Source organism: Sphingobacterium sp. UBA865, assembly GCF_002295765.1.
Classification (GTDB): Bacteria; Bacteroidota; Bacteroidia; order Sphingobacteriales; family Sphingobacteriaceae; genus Sphingobacterium; species Sphingobacterium multivorum.
Map to the genome: position 1 here is coordinate 245,333 of NZ_DBGB01000042.1, position 22,785 is coordinate 268,117.

The 22,785-nt window shown below is 38.1% G+C and carries 17 protein-coding genes and 1 tRNA gene; 8 read left to right on the forward strand and 10 right to left on the reverse strand.

The genetic code is table 11. The features are described from left to right. Nucleotides 1-40: 40 nt before the first annotated feature. The 4 genes from B2O97_RS24105 to B2O97_RS24120 all read right to left on the reverse strand — a co-directional run bounded on the left by B2O97_RS24105 (nucleotide 41) and on the right by B2O97_RS24120 (nucleotide 8,100). Complete coding sequence (locus B2O97_RS24105; RefSeq protein ID WP_115047893.1) at nucleotides 41-2,287, reverse strand: GH92 family glycosyl hydrolase; 2,247 nt, start codon at nucleotides 2,285-2,287, stop codon at nucleotides 41-43. Nucleotides 2,288-2,321: 34 nt separating this feature from the next. Further along, on the reverse strand, nucleotides 2,322-2,465 hold the full coding sequence (locus tag B2O97_RS24110) for a hypothetical protein (protein WP_286768298.1): 144 nt from the start codon (nucleotides 2,463-2,465) through the stop codon (nucleotides 2,322-2,324). Beyond that, nucleotides 2,462-4,606 carry a GH92 family glycosyl hydrolase gene (locus B2O97_RS24115; protein ID WP_286768299.1) on the reverse strand — a complete coding sequence of 715 codons (2,145 nt, stop codon included), beginning with the start codon at nucleotides 4,604-4,606 and terminating at the stop codon, nucleotides 2,462-2,464. The genes B2O97_RS24110 and B2O97_RS24115 overlap by 4 nt, the downstream gene beginning before the upstream one ends. Before the next feature lie 356 nt (nucleotides 4,607-4,962). Then, nucleotides 4,963-8,100, reverse strand: a complete 3,138-nt coding sequence (locus B2O97_RS24120; protein ID WP_286768300.1) for a GH92 family glycosyl hydrolase — start codon at nucleotides 8,098-8,100, stop codon at nucleotides 4,963-4,965. Between the two features lie 799 nt (nucleotides 8,101-8,899). On the opposite strand from B2O97_RS24120, the gene B2O97_RS24125 reads away from it, so the two are divergent. Beyond that, the gene (locus B2O97_RS24125; protein ID WP_070569349.1) at nucleotides 8,900-9,661 is read left to right on the forward strand and encodes a response regulator transcription factor; all 762 of its coding nucleotides are present in this window, start codon (nucleotides 8,900-8,902) and stop codon (nucleotides 9,659-9,661) included. A 2-nt stretch (nucleotides 9,662-9,663) separates the two neighbouring features. Here B2O97_RS24125 and B2O97_RS24130 read toward each other — a convergent pair whose 3' ends face one another. Both B2O97_RS24130 and B2O97_RS24135 read right to left on the reverse strand, forming a co-directional pair. Continuing rightward, a complete protein-coding gene (locus tag B2O97_RS24130) occupies nucleotides 9,664-10,356 on the reverse strand; it encodes a hypothetical protein (protein ID WP_070569347.1) in 693 nt (230 codons plus the stop codon). A 118-nt stretch (nucleotides 10,357-10,474) separates the two neighbouring features. Further along, the gene (locus B2O97_RS24135) at nucleotides 10,475-11,224 is read right to left on the reverse strand and encodes a ThiF family adenylyltransferase (RefSeq protein ID WP_070569344.1); all 750 of its coding nucleotides are present in this window, start codon (nucleotides 11,222-11,224) and stop codon (nucleotides 10,475-10,477) included. A gap of 190 nt (nucleotides 11,225-11,414) precedes the next feature. Here B2O97_RS24135 and B2O97_RS24140 point away from each other — a divergent pair, with 190 nt between their 5' ends. Next, a complete protein-coding gene (locus B2O97_RS24140; RefSeq protein ID WP_070569339.1) occupies nucleotides 11,415-11,765 on the forward strand; it encodes a DUF2200 domain-containing protein in 351 nt (116 codons plus the stop codon). On the opposite strand, the gene B2O97_RS24145 is transcribed toward B2O97_RS24140, so the two are convergent. Next, nucleotides 11,699-13,051, reverse strand: coding sequence for a PQQ-binding-like beta-propeller repeat protein (locus tag B2O97_RS24145; RefSeq protein WP_286768301.1), 1,353 nt, complete (start codon nucleotides 13,049-13,051; stop codon nucleotides 11,699-11,701). The genes B2O97_RS24140 and B2O97_RS24145 overlap by 67 nt on opposite strands. Before the next feature lie 24 nt (nucleotides 13,052-13,075). Next, nucleotides 13,076-14,290 carry an exo-beta-N-acetylmuramidase NamZ family protein gene (locus tag B2O97_RS24150; protein ID WP_115047888.1) on the reverse strand — a complete coding sequence of 405 codons (1,215 nt, stop codon included), beginning with the start codon at nucleotides 14,288-14,290 and terminating at the stop codon, nucleotides 13,076-13,078. Between the two features lie 224 nt (nucleotides 14,291-14,514). On the opposite strand from B2O97_RS24150, the gene B2O97_RS24155 reads away from it, so the two are divergent. Further along, a complete protein-coding gene (locus tag B2O97_RS24155) occupies nucleotides 14,515-15,381 on the forward strand; it encodes a helix-turn-helix domain-containing protein (protein WP_172462352.1) in 867 nt (288 codons plus the stop codon). A gap of 176 nt (nucleotides 15,382-15,557) precedes the next feature. Continuing rightward, nucleotides 15,558-17,078: an acyl-CoA dehydrogenase family protein gene (locus B2O97_RS24160; protein WP_201639451.1), complete on the forward strand. Its 1,521-nt coding sequence runs from the start codon at nucleotides 15,558-15,560 to the stop codon at nucleotides 17,076-17,078. Between the two features lie 82 nt (nucleotides 17,079-17,160). Here the strand turns inward: B2O97_RS24160 and B2O97_RS24165 are convergent, their stop codons facing one another. After that, on the reverse strand, nucleotides 17,161-19,074 hold the full coding sequence (locus tag B2O97_RS24165; protein ID WP_070569327.1) for an AAA domain-containing protein: 1,914 nt from the start codon (nucleotides 19,072-19,074) through the stop codon (nucleotides 17,161-17,163). 215 nt (nucleotides 19,075-19,289) lie between these two features. On the opposite strand from B2O97_RS24165, the gene B2O97_RS24170 reads away from it, so the two are divergent. The 3 genes from B2O97_RS24170 to B2O97_RS24180 all read left to right on the forward strand — a co-directional run bounded on the left by B2O97_RS24170 (nucleotide 19,290) and on the right by B2O97_RS24180 (nucleotide 20,747). Beyond that, nucleotides 19,290-19,628, forward strand: a complete 339-nt coding sequence (locus tag B2O97_RS24170; protein ID WP_070569321.1) for a cupin domain-containing protein — start codon at nucleotides 19,290-19,292, stop codon at nucleotides 19,626-19,628. Nucleotides 19,629-19,724: 96 nt separating this feature from the next. Further along, nucleotides 19,725-20,453 (forward strand): BlaB/IND/MUS family subclass B1 metallo-beta-lactamase, encoded by a 729-nt coding sequence (gene bla, locus B2O97_RS24175; RefSeq protein ID WP_070569933.1) that lies wholly within the window; start codon nucleotides 19,725-19,727, stop codon nucleotides 20,451-20,453. A gap of 220 nt (nucleotides 20,454-20,673) precedes the next feature. Then, a tRNA-Ala gene (locus B2O97_RS24180) sits at nucleotides 20,674-20,747 on the forward strand. 63 nt (nucleotides 20,748-20,810) lie between these two features. Here the strand turns inward: B2O97_RS24180 and B2O97_RS24185 are convergent. After that, entirely contained in the window at nucleotides 20,811-21,239 is a 429-nt protein-coding gene (locus B2O97_RS24185; RefSeq protein WP_083296087.1) for a nuclear transport factor 2 family protein, read from the reverse strand. Nucleotides 21,240-21,581: 342 nt separating this feature from the next. Here B2O97_RS24185 and B2O97_RS24190 point away from each other — a divergent pair, with 342 nt between their 5' ends. Continuing rightward, nucleotides 21,582-22,784, forward strand: coding sequence for a hypothetical protein (locus B2O97_RS24190; protein WP_236586181.1), 1,203 nt, complete (start codon nucleotides 21,582-21,584; stop codon nucleotides 22,782-22,784). The last annotated feature ends 1 nt before the right edge of the window (nucleotide 22,785 follow it).

Here is a 22,785-nt window from a genome sequence, read left to right on the forward strand (position 1 = left end):
TTGGGAGCTTCACATATGAATCTCCATATACTTATAGATCCTATTTATTTTTGTACCATATCGGTCCCGGTTTTTCGCCCATTTCTAACACCAATGTCGCTCCGGACATAATTTGTTCGTGTGTGATATAACTTGTTTCAAGAGGCTTACCATCAATCGTAATGGCTTGGATATAAATATTGGCTTTACTGACATGGTTAGCTTTCACGGTAAATTTCTTTCCATTGGACAACTTCAATTCAGCTTTTTCAAATAAAGGTGTACCGATTTCGTATTTTCCACTTATGGGATCTACAGGATAAAATCCCAATGCGCTGAATACATACCAAGCCGACATCTGCCCGCAGTCATCATTTCCACTTAATCCCGAAGGTGTATTCAAGTAAAGTTTGTTCATTACCTCGGCTGCATATTGCTGCGTTTTCCAAGGCTGTCCAACCGCATTAAATAAATAGAGTGCATGATGGCTCGGCTCGTTACCATGTGCATACTGCCCAATCATTCCTGTACTAAAAATTGGCAGCTTGCTGGTGTCGGAAGGATGAAATGTAAACATGCTATCTAGCTTCTGTCCAAAGCGCTCTTGCCCACCAACAAGTTTAATCAATCCAGGAATATCATGTTGTACAGACCAAAAATATTGCCATGCATTACTTTCACAGATATGTGCACTATATTCCTCCGCATCAAACGGGGTAATAAATTTACCATGGCTATCTCGAGGTTGCATAAATGAAGTAGCCGGATTATACACATTTTTATAATTTTGAGCTCTCGCAAAAAACGCTCCTGCAATATCTTTCCTTTCCATCTTATCGGCCATCATTGCGATACAATGATCGTCATAGGCATATTCAAGTGTTCGTGATAAGGACCAGTTTTCGGCATTGTATTCATCTTTTACGTCATAGGGCACATAGCCTAATTTTTTATAAAGACCTATACCCCGGTAATTATCAATATTAGCTGTGGCAACACAGGCTTCTAACGCTTTTATTGCATCAAAATCACCAATTCCTTTTAAATATGCATCTACAATGACAGGAATGGCATGATTGCCAATCATCATATCCGTTTCACTCCCATAAATATTCCATACCGGTAGTCGGCCATGCTGTTCATAAAAGGCAATGAAGGACTTAATCATATCATTTACTCGACTAGGGTCTATATAGGTAAATAATGGATGCGAAGCTCTATAGGTGTCCCAAAGTGAGAACGTGCTATAATTGGTCCAACCTTCAGCCTGATGTACCTTCCGGTCCGCCCCCATGTAAGCACCATCAACATCACTGAAAATTGTCGGTGCCAACATCGAATGGTATAGTGCTGTATAGAATTTAACCTGTTCCTCTTTGTCTTTGGTCTCGATTGCTACCCTCCCCAATTCATGGTTCCAATTTTGTTCGGCCTCTTTTAAATAATAATCAAAATCATCATTTGGAACTTCTGCTTTTAAGTTCTTTGAAGCGCCTTCCATACTTACTCCCGAAAGGGCCGTACTTAAAGTCACTTGTTCTCCAGCTGCTGTCTTGAAATCAAAACGTGCTTTGAATGCTGTACCAATACGTTTTGCACTTTTTGCCGTTGTATCAGCACTGGATAATATTGCTGAACTATCGATATGAACGGCCATAAAAGGCTTAGAAAACCGAGTTTCAAAATAAACGCGTTGGCCTCTTGCCCAGCCCTCCGAAAAACGGTAACCACGGATAGTAACAGAATCAACCACTTCGATGTGTGAATCTGTTGTAGCATCCCAATTCATTGCTTTCTTTAAGTCTAAAAATACTGCAGACTCGGCTTTTGGAAACGTATAACGTTGAATACCGCAGCGTGCCGTTGCTGTCAGCTCTACATTTATATCGTAATCAGTAAGTTTTACCTGATAGTATCCGGCGTGAGCCTTTTCGTCTTTATGCGAAAATTTGGAATGTATACCTAAGGGAGCCGGGGCTTCATGATAAGGTAAGGTAACCGGCATATAAGATATGTCGTACAAGTCGCCGGCTCCGGTTCCACTTAAATGTGTATGGCTAAAACCAGCAATCGTACTGTCAGGATAAAAGTATCCGGAAATACGGTCCCAGCCAGGCAGTCCATTATCTGGGCTAAGCTGTACCATTCCAAAAGGTGACTGTGCTCCAGGATATGTATTCCCCATAAAATCCGTTCCGATAAAAGGATTTACATACCCAGCATAAGAAGTCTCATCGGAGTTTTTTAGTGAAGCGCAACCCATTAAGGACAAAAGGCCTGCACAGACCGCGTAATTAATATATTTCATCGTGTAGATCAGTTTTTCAATTTAGTTTGCCTAATTATCTATTTCCAGTAACGATTAGAATATCCTTGCTATTGACCAAAGTCTGATGGTTGATTTTAAATCCATTGAATGGTTTTCCATCGATAAAGATCTTTTTTATATAATCTCCGGCACCCTCTTTTTGACGTCTTATTGTCACTTTGTCGCCATTTGGATAATATTTTTAACGAGTTGAATGGTCACTTTGTCGAAAACAGGTGTTACAACAGTATAATCTGGTCTACCTGGACAAAAAGGATAGATGCCGATCATGTTCATTAAAGCCCATGTGGACATTGTTCCCGTATCGTCATTTCCCGGTATACCCCCAGGGCTATTCGTAAAATGTTTTTCTAAAATTTCCTTAACCAGCTTTTGGGTACGCCATTCTTCTCCTTTGATTTCCGAAAACACATGTGGATACAGCATATCTGGTTCGTTGGTAACATCAAAATACCCTTTATCAAACGTTGCCTGCAGTCTATCCACAAATTTTTGCTTTCCGCCCATCAACTTCACCAAACCAGGTATATCAAATGGTATGGCAAAGCTATAGTTCCAAGCGTTACCTTCATGGAAACCATGATTTGGTTCAAAATTGGCGCCCATCAATGGGCTAAATGGACTTAAAAACTCGCCGTTAGGAAGAATAGGCCTGAAAGTCCCATACTCCGAAGAATAATAGTGTTTATACCCCTGTGCTCGCTTAGCAAAAAGCTGAGCATCTTTAGTTTTCCCCAATGAGGCGGCCAGTTGGGCTAGGTTCCAATCGGCAACATAATATTCAATGGCATGAGATACCGAATTATCGAATGAATCGCGCAGTGGAACATACCCATACTTCACATAGTCCGCATTGTCTGGTCTAATTTTATTTGTCGAATCCGTAGTCGTAGCCGATTTCAGAAACGCTTTGTAAGCTGTATTAACGTCAAAATCCCGAATGCCTTTCATCCATGCATCAACGATCACTGGAACTGCCGGATCGCCATCCATGGTATAGCTTTCTCGACTATACAACTCCCATTTGGGCATCCAACCGCTTTCCTTATAAATATCGATCATGGAACGTATCATACCCACCTGCTTATCAGGATAAACCAGTGACATTAGAGGCTGAACATTTCGGTACGTATCCCATAGCGAAAACACGGTGTAACGATTGTGATCTGCAACGAGCGTCTTCCGGGTTTCCATTGCCGGATATTCTCCATTTACATCCTGCAAGATATTTGGATGAATCATAGCATGATATAATGCCGTATAGAACACTGTTTTTTGGTCCTCTGTACCACCTTCGACCTGTATCTTTGACAATGCATTATTCCAAAGTGAAGCTGCGTGCTTTTGCGTTTTTTCAAAGCTAAAGTCTGCTTGCTCAGCGTCTAGATTTTTACGCGCATTTTCAACACTCACAAATGATACGGCCAGCTGTACTTCTAAGCTTTCATTTTCTTTGACGTCAAAACTAAAATACGCACCAAGATCATCGCCTGAAAGCTGATCGGTATAGTCCGTAAAAATTTTATATTTTCCGGCATCTTTATTCCAATCGTTTTCCCATTTTTCTCCGGCACGCTGGAATTTCCAATATCCTCTTTTTGACGGTTTTTTATTGACACGCATAACAAATAAGATGGGATAAACAGCCTGATTGTTCGTGTAACAGAAAGAGCCCAACAATTTAGATCCTTCTATTTCGGTGTCACTTACATAACGAACTGTTGCTCCCGTTTCATTTGTTAACCCTTCGCCTAGATTAAGTAGGATATTTGCCTGTCCTTTTGGAAAAGTAAATTTCGACACACCTACACGGGTTGTCGCTGAAACTTCTGTCTTGATACCGTATTTCTTTAATATATTGCTATAATATCCCGGATGGGCAACCTCTTGTGTATAGGTACTCCCATATTGATGATAATCAACCTCCAATTTCCCCGAAGTTGGCATCAACAACAGACTTCCCATATCTGGACATCCTACCCCACTTAAATTAACATGAGAAAAACCTGTAAAATAACTATTGCTATGTTCATAGGGAGTAGACCACCATCTTGCATCCTTATCAAATGCATTAAGTGATGATCCCATTACATTAAACGGAGAAACATTCATCAAGCCGTTGGGAACCTGAGCACCCGGATTAGTTGTTCCATAATTACTGGTACCAATAAACGGGTTGACATAGTCTGTAGGAAGCTTTTGGGCAGAAACGTTCTCCCAAAGAAATAATCCTAAAAGTAAAAAACGAATAGATTTGATCATATAATCTTGATAGACGACATTGTTAATTGCTTTCATTCAAGCAAACACCATAGGCCGCGCATTTTAGCGTGTACCTACAATACTACAGATAATCGCAAAGATTTACAAATCGTACTTGTCGTTATATCGATGATTTTACGTTTGTTAATAGGATTTAGCAAAACTATACATATTAAGCAAAGAGATTTATGATGGTCAATAACAACAAAAGCCTGAAGTGGGGAACTTCAGGCTTTTACTAACTAACCAATTATTAACCTAAATTATGAAACTACTGATATAACGTCATCAAAAACGAGTTTCTTATGTTAGGCCGAATGGTTTAACCAAATTTTAACAAATCGTTGTTATCATTCAATGCGCATCAGGTTTGGTCCAGCAATAAATATATTTTATTGATACAGTCCCCATTGCTTATTCGGTGTAGCGCCCATTTCTAAAACAAGCTCACCTCCTTTCAGAAGTTCCGAAGCATCAAAATAAAACGTATTAAGCGGTTTTCCATTTAATGTAGCACGTTGTATATACATATTTTTCTTATTTGCATTTTTCGCTATGATAATAAATTGTTCACCTCTACCGTATTTACCGCCCAATTTAATCTTCACTTCCTCAAAGAGAGGGCTTCCAATTTCATAAATTGGCTTGACTCTTGTCCCGCCATCTATCTGAAATAAACCAATAGCATTCATAATATACCAAGCACTCATTTGCCCTTGGTCTTCATCTCCCAAATAAGCATTTGAAACCCCTTGGCCATAATAGCGTTCACCTATGGAGCGACTCCATTTTTGCGTCAACCAAGGCTTATTCAACCAATTAAAAATATAGGCAAAATGCATCGATTGCTGATTTCCCTGAACAACAGGATAATCCCAATATTGATCATTGGGACCATTGTAGCGCCATTTCTCACTTTCCGGAAATCCCCATTCCAATCGTTTTAAAAACACATCCTGTCCGATCATTTTAGCTAACCCAGGAATATCCTGTGGCACAAAAAAGGTCAGTTGCCATGCATTTCCTTCTACATAATGATGGTTAGCTCCCGATTTAAAAGGATCAAAATCTTTATACCATTCTCCTTTTGAATCCTTCATCCGGGCATAGCCACTACTGACATCTATCGCGTTTCTCCACCATTTTCCGCGATCATTGAAATAGTTGTACTCCTGCTCCTTTCCTAACGATTTTGCGAACTGCCCAACTGTCCAGTCGTCAAAACTATATTCCATTGAATTGGAAAACCGGCCCAAATCATAAGGAACGTACTTATATTTTAAATAGACATCCAAATCACGATTACCTGCAAAACCACCTTCAAATTTCAATGGACTTGTTGTCTGCATTTTTTTAACAGCTTCAAATGCCTTTTCAGTATCGTAGTCTCTAATCCCCATCTGGTATGCCCCAACAATTAACGGTATTTCATGTTCTGCAACCATGACGGGAATATACTCCATTCCAGCCGGTCCTTTCGCCAACCAGCCATTTGCGTCATACATCGCAAGTTGCGATCTGACCCATTTATTGGACCATTCCGGCGTAACCAAGTTCCAAAACTGATTTAAATTCCAAAAGGTATTCCAGAAAGCATCACAGCCTAAAGCGAGATCCCCTTTATGGGCTAAAGTTCGTATCACTTCATCCGAAGATCTCCATTGACCATTCACATCACTAAATGTGTTTCGGCTTGCCAAAGTGCGATACATATTTGTATAGAATTTCTCTTTTTCAAAATAGTCTGAAGACTTTATCGCCAATCTACTTAAAAGTTCATCCCAAACTTTATGTTGGTTTTCCACGACCCGATCAATCGACCATCCGAATGGCTCCGACAGTTCCGTTTTTAGATTCTCCTCCGCATTGGCTAAGCTCACATAAGAAATCCCTGTGCGCAGTTGTACAGCCTTATCTTTATGCACATCAAATTCCACGTACATTCCCGCAAATTGAGCGCTATCAGCAACCAAATCAGCCCGTTCAGTCAACCGATCGTTATGCCATGTGCCATAGTTTATGATAGGTTTGTCAAACTCCATCACAAAGTATACGACATAATCCTGTTTTGCATCCGTGGACCAAACGTTTTCAGATAATTGATTACTATATCCTACGACCTTATAGTCAGAAACCTTTTTTAGCGAGAAGACTTTAATTTTATAATCATATTCTCCGTTAACCTTAAGATCAATCATAATACGTCCTGTGTCCGACTTATGGTAGGTATATTGTTGAAAACTGGAACGTGTACCAGCCGTCAATTTCACATCGATATCGTGATTAAGCAGATGAACAGCATAATATCCCAATGGTGCCTTTTCACTGGTTTTATCTATCGCTGATCGATATCCTGAATTTTTACTGTACTGATCTCCGACCCGAGTCTTCAATTGACCTGCTGTCGGAAATGTACCCAATCCAGCCATTGTCCATTCATGGATATGGCTAAAAGTACCAATAGATTCGATAGAAGGTTCATAACCTGCCTGCCAGCCAATATTTTGGTTATCTGGACTTATCTTTACCATGCCAAAAGGCATCCATGGTCCCGGGGCTATCATCCATCTGGAATGTGCTGCCCCCATCATCGTGTTCACATAATCTGAAACTCCACCTAGTCTTTTTGGGCCCCGCTTGATTGTTGAAGACTGTATTAATTGCCCATTACTATAAATTTCATACTTACTCCATATATCCTTAGCGACATAAGGCATTGGTATTTCCAATTTCGCTGCACCTTTTTCAAGTGTTTTCTCATAAATTTTCTTTCCATCTAAGACTACTTTCAATTGTTCATCATCTTTCAATTTCAAGAGATCAACCAGCATATTTTGGACGGGTTTCCCTGCATTTAAGATCTCAAATTCAGCTTGCTGTACATTTTTAACAATTACAGAACGATTGGCTATTAGCTTTACTTGCTGTGGCCCCAGCAGTTTAAAGGAATCAAATTCTACCCAACCTCCCTTTATGACAGTCATTGTAATCTGATTTCCGCCTTTCTTAATGAGATCAGCTGGTAATGGTATATTTATCGTAGAATTTCCAGATTTTAAAGGATTCTCTAACGGCTCACCATTTCCTGCTCCCCCCTCCACCTCAAAATTATAGGGCTTGCCATTGATTACGATCTGTAGTGTAGGTTTATTTTTAGGGTCACTATTGGCCAATTTAACCTGAAGTGTACACTGACCATTTTTTATACTATTGTTTAACACATAGTATAAATTCAAAAAATGTGTTCTCAGACCAGAGGTTCCTCCAGTCCCGCCCCATTCATTGGCCGGACCGGGCAATACATAGGGTAAATCCCTTGTTAAAGAAGATTGGCCGATAATAAACGCATTGTCTTCATAACCGAAATCATGTTCCAAAAATTTCTTATATCCATTCGGGGACAAGGCAAATTCGCTGCTTGAACCGTCTGAATTTCCCAATTGCCATATTGTGTGCTCCTGGCCAACAACAGACTGAGCACACATGAACAACAGACCGGCGACAAAAGAAAGTGAGAAACGTAATTTCATAAGTATCAGATTTTATAATTTTTAATTACATCAGTTGCTTTCCTCATAAACTGCACAAAACAATTCACAAAACACATTACATTGTACATACATTAATAACTTACAAAAACGTTTAAAAGCAAAACTTTATGCACAATATTACTACAAAAAAAACAAATATCAAATGAAAAACAGCAAAATGTATATACATATAAAAAGAAAGAAACAAAATGAATTTATTGACACAAGTTAGCGAAAATGAAAGGTTTTGATTCTTAGAGAGGAAAGTTATATCAATTTGTAGTTTGCGCAATATCCACCGCATTTTCCAGTTTTCGGGGAAAAATTGCCTTTACTTAGAAAAGTGTTTCTACAGATTATTTATGATAAAAAAACTTAATAGAAGTTTTCTCATTGCAATATTTGCCTAGAGTCCATTATTTTAGGATTAAAACTTTGTCAAAACTCAAGTAAAGCAATAATTACTATTGGCTATTTGGATCTAATAAGTTATATTTATACAATTATTTGCTTTGAAACCTTAAAGATAAGAGTATTATCTTTTGTATTATCATTATAAACGATATTCTACCCATTTGTGTAGAAACTTATTTCATTGCTGGATAGAGATGCAATGTTTGAACAAGTTCAACTATAAACGTTGACAATGATTACGAGGTAAGGATAGGAAGGTAAAAAAAGTCTATTATTAGCGTATAAATTGAGATTACGTCCTTATTTTTGTAACTTGCACGCCAGGACAACATCGATTTTACGTGGTATTCAAAAGCGATTGCGGATCATCTTTGTATTTTACACTATGAAAATTAAGATTGAAGATTTTTTCAAGCCGGTACAAGTTAAAGACGACTTTAGCAAAGATGATTATGAGATTGTCGAAGCCTTTATAAATTTTGCCAAGTCCTTAAGCAGATTAACCTATCAGAGTATATATTTAATTGACTATTCAAAGAAAAGCTTTCTATTTGTGTCTGATAATCCAATCTTTCTGTGTGGAAGCACGCCTGGGGAAGTCATGCGAGAAGGGTATTATCACTATGTTAATAATGTACCTGAGAGTGATTTACATTTATTAAAAAAGATCAATGACGTTGGTTTTGACTTTTTTGGAAATTTAGATGCCGAAGATCGCTTAAAATACTCCATATCTTATGATTTTCATTTAAAACAACCGGGAAATAAGCCACTGTTAGTAAACCATAAACTAAAACCTCTGCTCCTGGATAAATTTTCTAACCCCTGGATCGCCCTATGCTTAGTTTCCATGTCCTCACATGCTAACTCAGGAAACATTAGATTTAAATCTGATGAGGATGGAAAACAGTTTGAATATGACTTGGATAAAGATATTTGGGTAGAAACTCCGCGAATTAAATTGAAACCCCGTGAAAAGGACATTCTTCTTTTTTCCGCACAGGGTCTTACTATGGATCAAATAGCAGATCGACTTTATGTATCGATTGATACGGTAAAGTTTCATAAAAAACAGATATTTTCAAAACTGAAAGTCAAAAGTATTACAGAGGCTACAGCATTAGCCATTGAACTATCTCTTTTTTAATCTTATTCATTATTTTTTGAACATAATAGCATTAGTTTTGACATCTCAACAAATTTTTGAATATCGGCATGATTTCCTATACTAAACTGGGAATATTTATTTTTTTCAATAAAAGTCTCCAGCCATTCCGATTTAATATAGATCGGTAATGTCTCAGAATAGAGGTAGATGATTGGATCACCAAGTTGAAAAGATTCTATCTCCAATTTTCGAAGCGTATTGACCACTTTTCGATCACATTCAGCTATAACCAATCCACTACCAAGGCTGTACGGACCATAGAATGCGTCAAAAAGCATCTTTTTCAGAATATTAATGCGATTACCTATTATCTTTCCAGAAATTACGAAACGTCCAATGTGCCAAAAATTCTTTACATCTGGAATTAACAAACTTTCTGTCTCGATATCAAATAATTTTTGAATCGGCAAACTCGTTTCCTTATCCCAAAATGTAATTCTAATGGATGCCTGAATACAGTTATCAAGCTTACTTCGAAGCACATAATAAATGGAACGATCAAAAAAAATCTGATCCTCTCCTATCAATGACTCAAAGTCAAACGCATATTCCTCTTCGGAATAACTATCCAGTTTGTAATGCTGCTGAGTCGTTACTAAATAAAAATGAATAAGTTCAGGAAGTTCGTTTTTATTAAGCTTGGTAAAATAATGGTTTTCAGGCGTCCAGTTCATGCAAATGTTATTCGATATGCAATTATAAAAATAAAGACTTTTCGTTTAAATTCCCACAGAGACAAATTTACTACACAAAAGTGTAATGAAACGGATGTTTTTTTCAACTATATTAAGTTCAACCAATCATTGATAAATAATAGGAATCTGGAAAGAATTTTACAGGTTTAGATGTCGCTAAATTAAATACAATATGACTAACCATACCCGATAATAAATACAAACCTAATGATAATTGCGGAGGAGAAGACGTCAGCGCGATTTTACCATATTCTGCCAAAAATTCCTCAAACCATTTCGTTTCCATTCCTTTTGTTTTTAAACTGTCAACAATAAATTTACCGACATTTAATTCAAATGTCTTGTGGGCCTTTTCCAATGAATGAAGATTAAGGCCTTCAGGAGGAAGAACCGTTAAAAATCCTGCCCAGCCCAAATTATAAGGATGTACTACCGGTATATTTCGTTTTGCCATATACTGGTCAAAGACAAAAGGAATATCAGAAGAAAAATCCAACGCATTAATGGCAACCTTATGATTAATATCGATATTATATAAATTATCTTGGTTAATAAATTCAGAAAACACTGTTATTTTGGCTTGCGGGTTAATTGAATGCAAACGTTCCTGCAAAGCAAATACTTTCTTAATACCAATATCCTTGTTTGTATAATTTTGTCTGTTTAAATTTGTCAATTCGACAACATCTCCATCGGCAATTGTCAAATTTTCGAAACCCATACGCAATAAGCACTCGGCAATGTAACTTCCTATTCCACAACCTCCTATTAACACCGGAAAGTCTTTGATATGTTGTTGATCCTCTTCTTTAATATGTATGTTATTTCGAATATACCTCAAATCCATATATAATCTCTCAATAATTTTGTATCACATAAAGATAGAATTATAATTTATATTATTATTAAAGAAATTGCTAAGTAAATTTCATAGTTGCGTAGTACAAATTAGCGGCGATTTTGCTTAATTTAGCCACCTATCTTTTGTTTTTATTTTGATTCAAAATGAATACCTTTAATAAAATCAACGTGTAAAAATGGATAATACAAGAATATATCGCATGTCATTTGCTGGTGTATACCCGCTTTATATACAAAAAGCCGAAAGAAAAGGACGTACAAAAGAAGAGGTTGACGAAATCATTTTCTGGCTTACCGGCTATAGTCCCATATCGCTACAGCAAGTAGTTGAAAATAAAACTGACTTTGAACATTTCTTTAAACAAGCACCAAGTTTAAACCCGAATGTTTCGAAGATCACGGGTGTAATCTGTGGCTATCGCATTGAAGATATTGAAGATCCGCTGGTTCAGAAAGTTCGCTATCTCGATAAATTAATTGATGAACTGGCCAAAGGGAAACCCATGGAAAAAATTTTGAGAAAGTAAACTCTGCTACGATTCGTAAATAGCGCGTACTTACTATTCCAATGCATAGATGGCACCATCTGCGGAGCTAAAATAAAGCCGATTTTCATCGATCCATATTGTTGAAAAGATACTTCCCATCTGCAGGTAGTCTGCAAACAGTCTTGTAATATCATCCTCATATTTTGTTGCAGATCGGCTCGCAGCACATTTTCATCATTTATAAACAATTGCCTATTCTTTTTACTTGACTCCGTTTGAAAAATAGGCACAACCCCTCCGTTTTTTATATCCAATCTATAAATTACACCATCCAGCGTTCCAAAAAAGGCCTCATTACTTACGATAGTGGCACTGCTAAATGTATTTAAAGGCACTTTAGGTTCAACTATTTTCACGCCGTCCATTCTATTTAAAACAAGTATACTATAGGAATCCGACATGGTTACGACAAGCTTATCGTCAAAAATACTAGGAACACTCGTCCAGCTCCCTGGTTGATGATATACCCAAAAGCCACTTCCATTCGCGGCATTAAGCGCATATACATTAAAGTCACGAGCACCAAAATAGACTGTACTGTCGGCGACTGCTGCATGGAACTGAATCTCGCCTTTTGGAAAATAACGTTCACCAACCGTTTTAAACTTCCAATGTAGGGTACCATCTTTTTTCAAACAATAAAAATAACCATCAAAACTACCAATGAAAACACGTTCTTGTGTCAGCGTTGGGGCTGCATGCACAATGCCCCCAGTCAGGAATTTCCAAACAAGTTTTCCCGATTTAGCATCTACGGCATAGACATGATGATCCCCAGATCCAAAATAAACTACACCATCTGCAACCGCAGGAGATGAGAGGAAATAGTCCCATATATCATAACTCTTTTCACCATCGGTTGAAAACTGCCATAATTTTCGACCTGTTTGGGCATCCAGGGCATACAAGTAGCCATCAGTGCTTAAAAAATACACTTTTCCGCCATCAAGAGCAACCGTCGACCGAATTTCGCCGGTAGTTTTATACTTCCAAAGTATATTACCGCTCGTTTTATTCAATGCGTAAAGATTACTGTCGCAAGACCCGACAAAAACGATATCCTTCCAAACGACGGGCGAAGAAAACAGCCTTCCCTCTGTTTTGAATTTCCATTTCAACGCGGGATTTAACCTAATATTGGATTGTGCTGTATAATTTTGGCGATCTAGGTCTCTAGCCAGATGCTGCGCCCGTAATTGACAAAAACATCCCACTGCAATAAATAGGATAATAATTGGGCGCCAATCATATTTTAGTCCAAACATCGCTGTACTTCTATTCAGGTTATATTATTGATAGATAAGGTATTTTTCCCTAGTTTTTCTATAATTACTTAGGCCCGGCTCCCAGCTTTTTCGGATTTCTTCTTCCGAAACACCGGCTTCAATTTGCTTCCGAAATAAACCTACGCCGACGAGCTTTTCGATACTGCCAATCTGTTTCGAAAATGATTGATCAAAAAACTTATCTTTTTCCGGAGAATTCCGATAAAGCGCTATCATCCAGGATAGGTTTATTTTTTTGCTATCGACAAGCTGCTGCAGATCATATTTACGCAGGTCTATTCCATAACATTCTTCATTCATAAAGAGAGGCGATTCACTCATCCCTTTTTTACTGACGGGGACAAATGAGAAATCATATGTACCCTTATAGATTGGGCTACCGATCACAACAAAGGGATAATCGGTGCCTCTACCATGATTTACTTTTACACCTTCAAAAAGACAGGTACTTGGATATATGAGTATGCTTTGTTCCGTATTTAAATTGGGCGAAGGATTGACTGGCAGCTTATAAAGCATACTATGATCATAATCTGCTACAGGAATAATCTTCAATTTACACTTCTTTTTAGTATTCATCCAACCTTCTCCGTTGATCATCTGGGCAAATTCAGCAGTAGTCATCCCATGCGCAATAGGAACAGGGAATTGCCCAATACCCGACTTATATTCTTCCTCCAAAATAGGACCGTCAATTAGATAAGCATTGGGATTGGGCCTATCTAAGATCAAGAGCTCCTTATCATTTTCGGCGCAAGCTTCCATAATATCCCGAAGGGTATTAATGTTGGTATAAAACCTCACCCCCATATCCTGCACATCATAAATAAACAGATCGATATCTTTTAGATCCTTCGCTGTTGGCTTTTTCTTATTCCCGTATAAAGAGACAATAGGAATTTTAGTTGTCGGATCGACTTCATCCCCCACTTCAGTTCCATTACTTGCATTCCCTCGAAATCCATGCTCAGGCCCAAAGATTCTCACAATCTGAACCCCGCGCGCAAGCAGACTATCAACAAGGTGCCGCCCTTTAATAACCGTAGATGGATTGCCCAATATCGCAATGCGTTTATTCATTAAATAAGGAAGGTAACGCTCGGTTTGTTCTGCTCCAGTTTGTATACGATCATTACAATAATTCAACGAGATCTGTGCAGTTGCATTTCTGAATAGGAATAGAATCAAGATAGAAATAAGCACTGGTTTCATATTCATTTGGTTTATACTATTAAAATATAGCCCCTGAGCATCAAGCTATTTATCCGATTGCAAAAACTAAACTAAGGATAAAGCTTTATTTTAGCAAATCATTTGTTAAAATTGATAAACAAGTTTTATCCAGCTACCTTTGGAATATTATTGGGAGCGTGATTTGCACATGAAACAATAGATGACATTCAGAAGCTGTGGCATACTAAATTTTATACTAATAATTGATAATGGAAAAGCAGGTAAATGCGGGCGAATTTGTAGATCGTTTTATGACAGGTAGTTTGGAGCACCTTCGCTACCAGCAATCGCCGATCAAGATATTTCAGCTCAGTGAAATCGCCCCTTACATTAAATTCCCTACTCCGCCTATTTTCTTGGGCTATAACCTCCTCGTCCATATAACTGAAGGTTATTTTAAACATCAGATCGGTGCCAAAGAATATGTCGTTCAGGCTCCAGCAATTCTTATCAGCAATTATGGTAATATTTCAACAATAAAGTCTGTCGATAAATCTTCGAAAGGGCATTGCGTCTTGATCAACGACAATGCGATGACGTCCATATTCAGGGAACAGGAGATTTTGAATATCTTTAACATCTCGCCCTTACTTAACTTAACTGCACAAGATAGTAGTGATCTTCAGGAGCTTTTTAGATTACTTTATAATGAACTACTTTCGGAATTCCCTTATCGAGAACTGTTTGAAAATTTGTTAAAATCGGCAATTTTAAAAATCATCAAACTTTCGTCCTCCAATCAAGCCCTCAATCGTCGGCAGGAAATTGCAATGATGTTCAAACAGCTTGTGCACAAAAACTTCAAAAAGCAAAAAAATATTTCATTCTACGCCGACAAACTTGCAGTATCTACAAACTACCTTAATCGCTGTGTATTTTCAGTATTTAAAAAATCTTCCAAAGAACTTATTCTAGAAGTACTGATTATGCACAGTCAATTTCTGCTGTTTGAATCCACTAAAAGCATTGCAGATATCTGTTATGAATTGGATTTTTCTGACCCGTCTTACTTCTCACGACTTTTCAAAAAAATAGTTGGCGTCTCTCCTACTTCTTATCGAAACAGAGCAACTTAAATTTTCAACATGCACGATTTGTCCTATCTTTTATACTGAAGTACACAAGAAAATCAAATTGATTGCAGTTATTTTTGTGTAAGTCATTGAAGCAAAAGAGAATTTCAGTTCGGTAGCACTCTTTATTCTCGATGTTTCAATTTACATTGTTCCATCATTTAATTACATATTTAAAGATGCTTAAGGTTTCAGAAGACAACAATATAACCCAGGATTTCGATTTGTTTATTGCAGATTTTAAAACTAGGCTGTCAAGCTTATTTAATAAGGAATACGATTACAACTCGCTCAGTTTAACGCGTGGGCTTCCGCCTGAGTTTTTAAAAGAGATCATGAAAATGCAACCATTGTCGGTTGCTATCCCCGAACATCACGGTGGTCGTGGTCTTCATGTAAAAGAATGTTTGGGTGTACTGGCGGCAGCTTCTTATGAATCACTATCGTTATCGCTAATCTTCGGGATTAATATTGCACTATTTTTGGAACCTTTTGCCAAATACGGCAACACCTTACTTCAAGAGAGGGTATTCCATCAATTTTTGGAAAATCAGGCAATGGGAGGACTAATGATTACCGAACAGGCTTACGGCAGTGACGCACTCAATATGCGAACATCTTACGAACAAAGGGACGATAAGTACTATATAAAAGGTGAAAAACACTGGCAAGGTCTTACTGGAGCTGCAGACTTTTGGCTCGTGACGGCACGCAAGAAAAATGAAAATGGAGAACTGGTGCGGGATATAGATTTCTTTGTCACAGAGAACGCCGTCGAAGAACAAAAGATTGTTGTAACAAAGAAATACAATAGCCTCGGTCTCTATGCAATTCCTTATGGTGTCAACAACATTGATATCAATGTTCCCGCGGATCATAAACTAAATCCGGAAAGTACAGGAATTAAATTGATGTTAGATACCCTCCACCGCAGCAGATTACAGTTCCCAGGAATGGGCATGGGTTTTATAAAACGAATGTTGGATGAGGCCATGACACATTGTTCCGAACGCCGTGTAGCAGGTATTAGTTTAACTGAATTAGACGCTGTTAAATTTCAGTTGTCGCGCATACAGGCTGCATTTACCTTGTGTTCTGCAATGTGTTCATACAGTGTCTCGATCAGCTCTATCCATAATGACCTTTCAGCCTATGGTGTAGATGCCAATAGTGTGAAAGCATTTGTGACAGACTTAATGCATGAAGCCGCGCAAATATGTGTGCAATTATCCGGTGCAAATGGCTACAGGTTAGACCATGTTGCCGGTCGTGGCCTCATAGACAGTAGACCTTTTCAAATCTTTGAGGGATCAAATGAAATGCTATATTCTCAAGTTGCTGAAGCGATCGGTAAACTTATGCGCAAAACCAAAGAAAGCAACTTATTATCTTTCTTAAAAAAATATAGCTCAACTGAATTTGCAGCACCATTTTTCTCATCAATCTTGAATTTTGACTTTCCGCTACAGCCGAAACAACGTGAACTGGTTACACTTGGAAAGGTAATCGCCCGCGTCATTTGTTTTCAGTATGTTTTAGAAATTAACAATGCCGGGTTCAATGATAAGATGACTGAAATAACACGTCAACACGTAAGTATGGATATTTATATGTTGGTAGGCCAATTATCAAATAACAATAATGCCGAACCACTTATGAACTATGACGAGAACACGGATTGGATGAAGTTCACTTCTTAATCAGGAGAGATTACAGGAATCAAACTAGTCAGTAAGTTTCAATAAACGCAAGAGGCCACTTCCTATGAAGTGGCCTCCTGCGTTATATTGCTGAAATATCCCATTCCCAAACACTATGATAGTGCCCTATCGACTCGGTATAGGCAATAAATTCTCGGTAAAACGGATGTGAACCTATTGTAGCACTATCTCCAATAACAACCAATTTCTTCTTAGCCCTAGTCATTGCCACATTCATCCGGCGGACATCAGACAAAAAACCAATCTGCTGTTCAGCGTTACTTCTGGTCAAACTGATATAAATAACATCCTTCTCTTGTCCCTGAAAACTGTCTATTGTCTGTATTTTAATCAAGTCATTAAAAGGTCGCAGCTCGTCTTCCCCTTCCAATACTTCCTTCAGGAAAGTAGCCTGTTTCCGATAAGGTGCAATCACCCCGATGCTCAGGCTTTCATTTAGGGTCGAGGAAGCTTTCCAAGCCCCAATATGGTCGTTTAGATGAGCTTTAATAAAATGAGCTTCGCCCATATTGAAGATTGCGCCGTCACTTTCCGTTTCTTCAAATCCCGCTCCTGCTGTATCAATAAATAACACCGGTTCAGTATCCACTGCTAAGCTCCACTGTGCCACGGTACTATCTGCTCTTAACGAACCATTATATAAGGCTACAGATGGGTAATGCATAATTTGTTCATTCATGCGATACTGCACATCTAGCAAAGAAACTAATTGTGGATTACGGTCTACCAATTTTTCAAATAATGTATGACTCAGGCCATGGTTAGATCCCTTACTCGATTTTACTGTTGGAGGTAATTGATTATGATCACCGGCCAAAATAAGCCGATGTGCCTTTAATATCGGTATCCAGCAAGCAGGCTCTAATGCTTGTGCGGCCTCATCAATAATGACTGTTTCATAGCTACGATTGCGGATAACCTCATGATTTGATCCAACCAAAGTTGCAGTGATTACCTGCGATTTATCCAAAACATCTGCACTGATAAAATCTTGAATTTTATCGACATCTTTTCTGATTCGATGGGCCTCATCAAACAATGCTTTTCTTTGCTCCCGCTCAGCCTTTCCAAAATTACGTTTATATTTTTGAGCCATCTCTGTATACGTCCGCACTTGTTTTTGAAGTGTTTTAATATCCTTATTTGCGGGATGTCGATCAATCTTTGCATCGAGTGTCAATTCTTGAAGATGTTCCGAAACCTTAACAGGATTACCTATTCTTGTTACTGTAATGCCAGCAGCGTCTAAACGTTCGGTTAGCAGATCAACGGCCGTATTGCTCGGGGCAACAACCAATACTTGCTTGTTGTATTGTTTTAGGAGTGCCTGCACGGCCTGAACCAATGTTGTTGTTTTCCCTGTCCCCGGCGGCCCATGCAAAAGAGCCACGGTACTTGCTTCCAATAGCTGTTGGATCGCTTTATTTTGCCCCATATTTAAGCTGGGATGCTCAAAGAATTCTCCAATAGAAGCAATCGGAATGACCTCTTCACCGATTAATCTTCTCACTAAACTACCCTGCTTTGCATCACGGCTCAATTCCTTTCCTTTCTCCAATGCATTAAACATCTCCCGATAGGAATACTCATCAAATAACAAATCAACACCAAGCTTCCCTCTTCTGCTCCATTCTGGAAGTTCATCGACACGAAATGAAATTCGCATCCCATCCCTATTGATCGAAGATATGATGCCCTCTATTCGATCTCGGTCGGGATCGTGATTTGAAAACAGACAAACTGGCATACCAAAGCGAAACTTATGTTCGACCTCATAATGATTTGTTCGGTTTAAGTTAACGGACAAATAGTCTCCTCTTCCAAGCTCCATATCCGTTATCTGAATCGGAAACCAGGTGACACCTTGCATTCTTCGTTCATTCAAACTACTTTTCAACAACAAATTTTCATGTTGTAATTTATCAAATTGCTGCTCTTCTTGTAATAAAGTAATAAGCTCGTCGAAATAATTCATCGTGTCATATATATATTGCTCAGGCACAAAATAACTGTTTTTTCACGTATTAGGACCATTTGGTTTTTAATTTCATCTCATCCTTTGCCAAATTTTGTAAAGCAAATCGATATCCTTCTAAGGAAGCAATGGATGTAGCCGTAAATTCATTTTTTTTTGTTATAATTGAAAAACAGAGCGTTTTCCAATCGAAACATCCATAAATCAACAATTAGATGAGCGAAATATTCTTACACGACAGCGAACAGCAATGGACAGACTTGGGCGAAGGTGTGATGCGAAAAATACTTGTTTTTAATGATGAACTCATGCTCATGAAAGTTCGTTTTAAAAAAGGGGCCATCGGTGCACTTCATCAACACCCCCATACACAGATTTCTTATGTTAGTGCTGGAACATTCAGATACCATATTGACGGTGTTGATCGCATCCTAACTGCAGGAGACTCTTGTATCATCTATTCGCAATTGGTTCATGGATGTGAATGTCTCGAGGAGGGTGAACTGATCGATTCATTCACTCCTTATCGCGAAGACTTTGTTCAGTATACGTAAAAATGCATTGATAAGGTCTTGAAAAAATAATAATCATTTTGTTCTAACGTTAATGCAATAACATTCAAAAATATGATCTCACTTCTTTCTCCTCATATGCGCGCAACATTTGCTGGTGTATGCCTGAGCATTGGTTTACTCGGTCTTTCCCCATCTCTACAAGCGCAAGAAAAACCTCTTTTAATAGAGAAGATAAATTCGCAACTATACCTCTATACCACCTTTAATAATTTTGAAGGCACCAAATATGCTGCTAATGCGGTCTATTTAATAACAAAAAAAGGCGTTATTCTATTTGATACACCATGGGATTCCACACAATATCAACCCTTATTGGACAGTATCAAACAGAAACATAATTTACCCGTCATTGCGGTGTACGCAACACACTGGCACGAAGACCGTGCGGGTGGTTTTGCGTATTACAACCGTATTGGAATTCCAACCTACGCAACGAAAATGACGAACGACCTACTAAAGGCAAATCACAAAGCCCAGGCCACTCATCTTGTTTCCACCAATAAAACCTACAGCGTCGGCGGACAATCTTTTGTTCTGAACTTTTTTGGTGCCGGACACTCCATGGACAATGTTGTTGTCTGGTTTCCTGAATATAAGATTCTAGACGGTGGTTGTTTTATAAAAAGCTCCGAAGCCCAAGATCTAGGATTTACGGCAGATGGGGATATAAAATCCTGGAAGCCATCCCTAGCGAGGTTATTGGCAAAATATCCCGAAATTAATATGGTTATTCCTGGACATGATGCCTGGAAAGATAAAGGTCAGATAAAGCGAACCGAAGCTCTGCTTACTGAAGGACACTAATACATTTCTTTTATCCCCAAGGATGCCGGTAAACTCTCTTGTTTTTCAATAGGATAAAAATATCTGTAAGGAACCAAATAGATAAAACCATTGATTATAATGCATTTAGGTCGTCAAAAAAGAAGCAACTAGATAACAGACCTACAAAAAACAGTAGAAAAATAAAAAAGAGGCTTTGTTTATCCAAAAAAGTACTATCTTAGCGACACCAAATAAAGCAGGGGCATTAGCTCATTTGGCTAGAGCGCTTCGCTGGCAGTGAAGAGGTGATCAGTTCGAATCTGATATGCTCCACAAAAAAAGGGTACTTAAGTACCCTTTTCTTATTTTTAATCGACCAATTTTGACAGCAAATTCTTATTTATAAGAGTTTACAGATTTAGAAATTTTCCAGGTTCCGTTTTCTTTAACCAGTGTGATCAGATCTGTTTTAGCAAAACCATCAAATTGCATCGTAACTTTCGCAATGGCATAATCAGGTAATTCTTCAACGATCTGTGTTGTTGTTCTGCAGTTCATCTTAATTCCTTTTTGTTTTTTCAAAAATTCAATCATCTCATGACGGCTATGTTTCAAATCTTGTTTACCACAAACCTTTTGATCAAAATCAGCTGTAAAAAGCTTGTCTAAATTAGCTACTTGACCTTCGGTCATTGCACCAACGTATTCATCGATGGCTAAATCAGCAGTAATTAAATTGCGTTCTTCTGGCTTAACTGAAGCCATCGAGCAAGTAGAGATTGCAATCATTGCCGCTGCTACAAATGTTTTTACTAAAGTTTTCATATCTTTTTCAATTTTATAATGTATTAGTATATTTTCTTATTTTACTGTCGCTTACTCTATAAATTTGTTGCGTACTTTTTTTATTTATTTTCTGATTCAAAGTTAAGACAACTCATATATTGATTTCATTACATTTAGATTAACATTACATTAAAATCGGTAAATGCTATTTTTTTCTAGGCGAATGAAATTTCCAATCAATTCGCTGTATAGCCAAAACGTGACAGAATAAATAAATTATTGGTTTGAATATTGTTATTCTGTCTATTTCCTGCTAGATTGCATTCTTTCATGACACACTACGATAGCGTATATTTTTTTTATATTAAATGTTCTATTTTGATGGTTTTACTTGTACTTGGCGACACTGTATATGCACAACGTCCTGTCAATGAAATAGAAACCACCAAACATCTCGCCGATACAAGTAGACAACGGGACCTGATTGATATTGGAAAAGAAATATTACATATCAAGCCACCCCAAACAGTCGATAGTACAGGAAAGAAAATCTATTTTTCCTTTTTACCGTTTTCGACAAATGTTCCCGGAGGAGGACACGCCTTAATTACAAGTACCACAGCAGGATTTTATTTAGGAGATCGTTCCGATACCTATATGTCCAAGATGACATTTACCCCTTACACAAATTTTGGTAAACGATTTGGTCTGCCAATACGTTCTTACATCTGGTTAAAAGAGAATACATGGGTGATCGATGGCGATATCCGACTACTAAAATACCCGCACGAAACTTGGGGAATTGGCAAAGAGCATTATGGCGATCAGCAGATTAATTTAGACTACACCTACTTTCGTTTATACCAACACGCATTAAAAAGAATTCATGGGGGACTTTTTATGGGAATCGGTTATGATTTAGATTATAGAATGAATATTAAGTCTACGAGCAACACCAAGCTCGAAGACTACACGTCCTACCCTTATGGAACAGATTTAAAAGACAATACCATGTCTTCGGGAGTAAGCTTCAATTTAATTTACGATACACGGGCCAATTCGATCAATACTTGGTCGGGTAACTATGCCAATTTACAGTTCCGTATAAATCCGACATTTTTAGGTAGTGATCAGAATTGGAAATCGCTATTTCTTGAAGTTAGACGATACCATAGGCTCACCCAAGACCGAAACCGACAAAATATGATTGCCATAAGGAGTTTCTTCTGGACCGTATTTAATAGTAAAGCACCCTATCTCGATCTTCCTAATTTGGGATGGGATCCATACAATAGTTCGGGAAGAGGCTTTCCAGTCAGCCGTTTTCGTGGCAAATCACTTTATTACTTAGAAACGGAATATCGTCGTGATATCACTCAAAACGGCTTATTTGGATTCGTAGCATTTATGAATTTTACGACATTAAATGGACCAAAGAATTCCATGTTCGAGGACTGGAACGTCGGCACTGGTGCAGGTGCGCGAATTAAGTTTAATAAAAACTCGGGCACCAACATCGGCATCGACTATGGTATCAGTAAGAACCACCGCGGTGTTAGACTCACCTTGGGTGAGGTATTTTAAT

Coding starts and splice junctions, on each gene's coding strand:
- B2O97_RS24105 (WP_115047893.1), bottom strand. CDS start 2,287: ATGAAATATATTAATTACGCGGTCTGTGCAGGCCTTTTGTCCTTAATG.
- B2O97_RS24115 (WP_286768299.1), bottom strand. CDS start 4,606: ATGAAAGCAATTAACAATGTCGTCTATCAAGATTATATGATCAAATCT.
- B2O97_RS24120 (WP_286768300.1), bottom strand. CDS start 8,100: ATGAAATTACGTTTCTCACTTTCTTTTGTCGCCGGTCTGTTGTTCATG.
- B2O97_RS24125 (WP_070569349.1), top strand. CDS start 8,900: ATGAAAATTAAGATTGAAGATTTTTTCAAGCCGGTACAAGTTAAAGAC.
- B2O97_RS24130 (WP_070569347.1), bottom strand. CDS start 10,356: ATGAACTGGACGCCTGAAAACCATTATTTTACCAAGCTTAATAAAAAC.
- B2O97_RS24135 (WP_070569344.1), bottom strand. CDS start 11,224: ATGGATTTGAGGTATATTCGAAATAACATACATATTAAAGAAGAGGAT.
- B2O97_RS24140 (WP_070569339.1), top strand. CDS start 11,415: ATGGATAATACAAGAATATATCGCATGTCATTTGCTGGTGTATACCCG.
- B2O97_RS24145 (WP_286768301.1), bottom strand. CDS start 13,051: ATGTTTGGACTAAAATATGATTGGCGCCCAATTATTATCCTATTTATT.
- B2O97_RS24150 (WP_115047888.1), bottom strand. CDS start 14,290: ATGAATATGAAACCAGTGCTTATTTCTATCTTGATTCTATTCCTATTC.
- B2O97_RS24155 (WP_172462352.1), top strand. CDS start 14,515: ATGGAAAAGCAGGTAAATGCGGGCGAATTTGTAGATCGTTTTATGACA.
- B2O97_RS24160 (WP_201639451.1), top strand. CDS start 15,558: ATGCTTAAGGTTTCAGAAGACAACAATATAACCCAGGATTTCGATTTG.
- B2O97_RS24165 (WP_070569327.1), bottom strand. CDS start 19,074: ATGAATTATTTCGACGAGCTTATTACTTTATTACAAGAAGAGCAGCAA.
- B2O97_RS24170 (WP_070569321.1), top strand. CDS start 19,290: ATGAGCGAAATATTCTTACACGACAGCGAACAGCAATGGACAGACTTG.
- bla (WP_070569933.1), top strand. CDS start 19,725: ATGCGCGCAACATTTGCTGGTGTATGCCTGAGCATTGGTTTACTCGGT.
- B2O97_RS24185 (WP_083296087.1), bottom strand. CDS start 21,239: ATGAAAACTTTAGTAAAAACATTTGTAGCAGCGGCAATGATTGCAATC.
- B2O97_RS24190 (WP_236586181.1), top strand. CDS start 21,582: ATGGTTTTACTTGTACTTGGCGACACTGTATATGCACAACGTCCTGTC.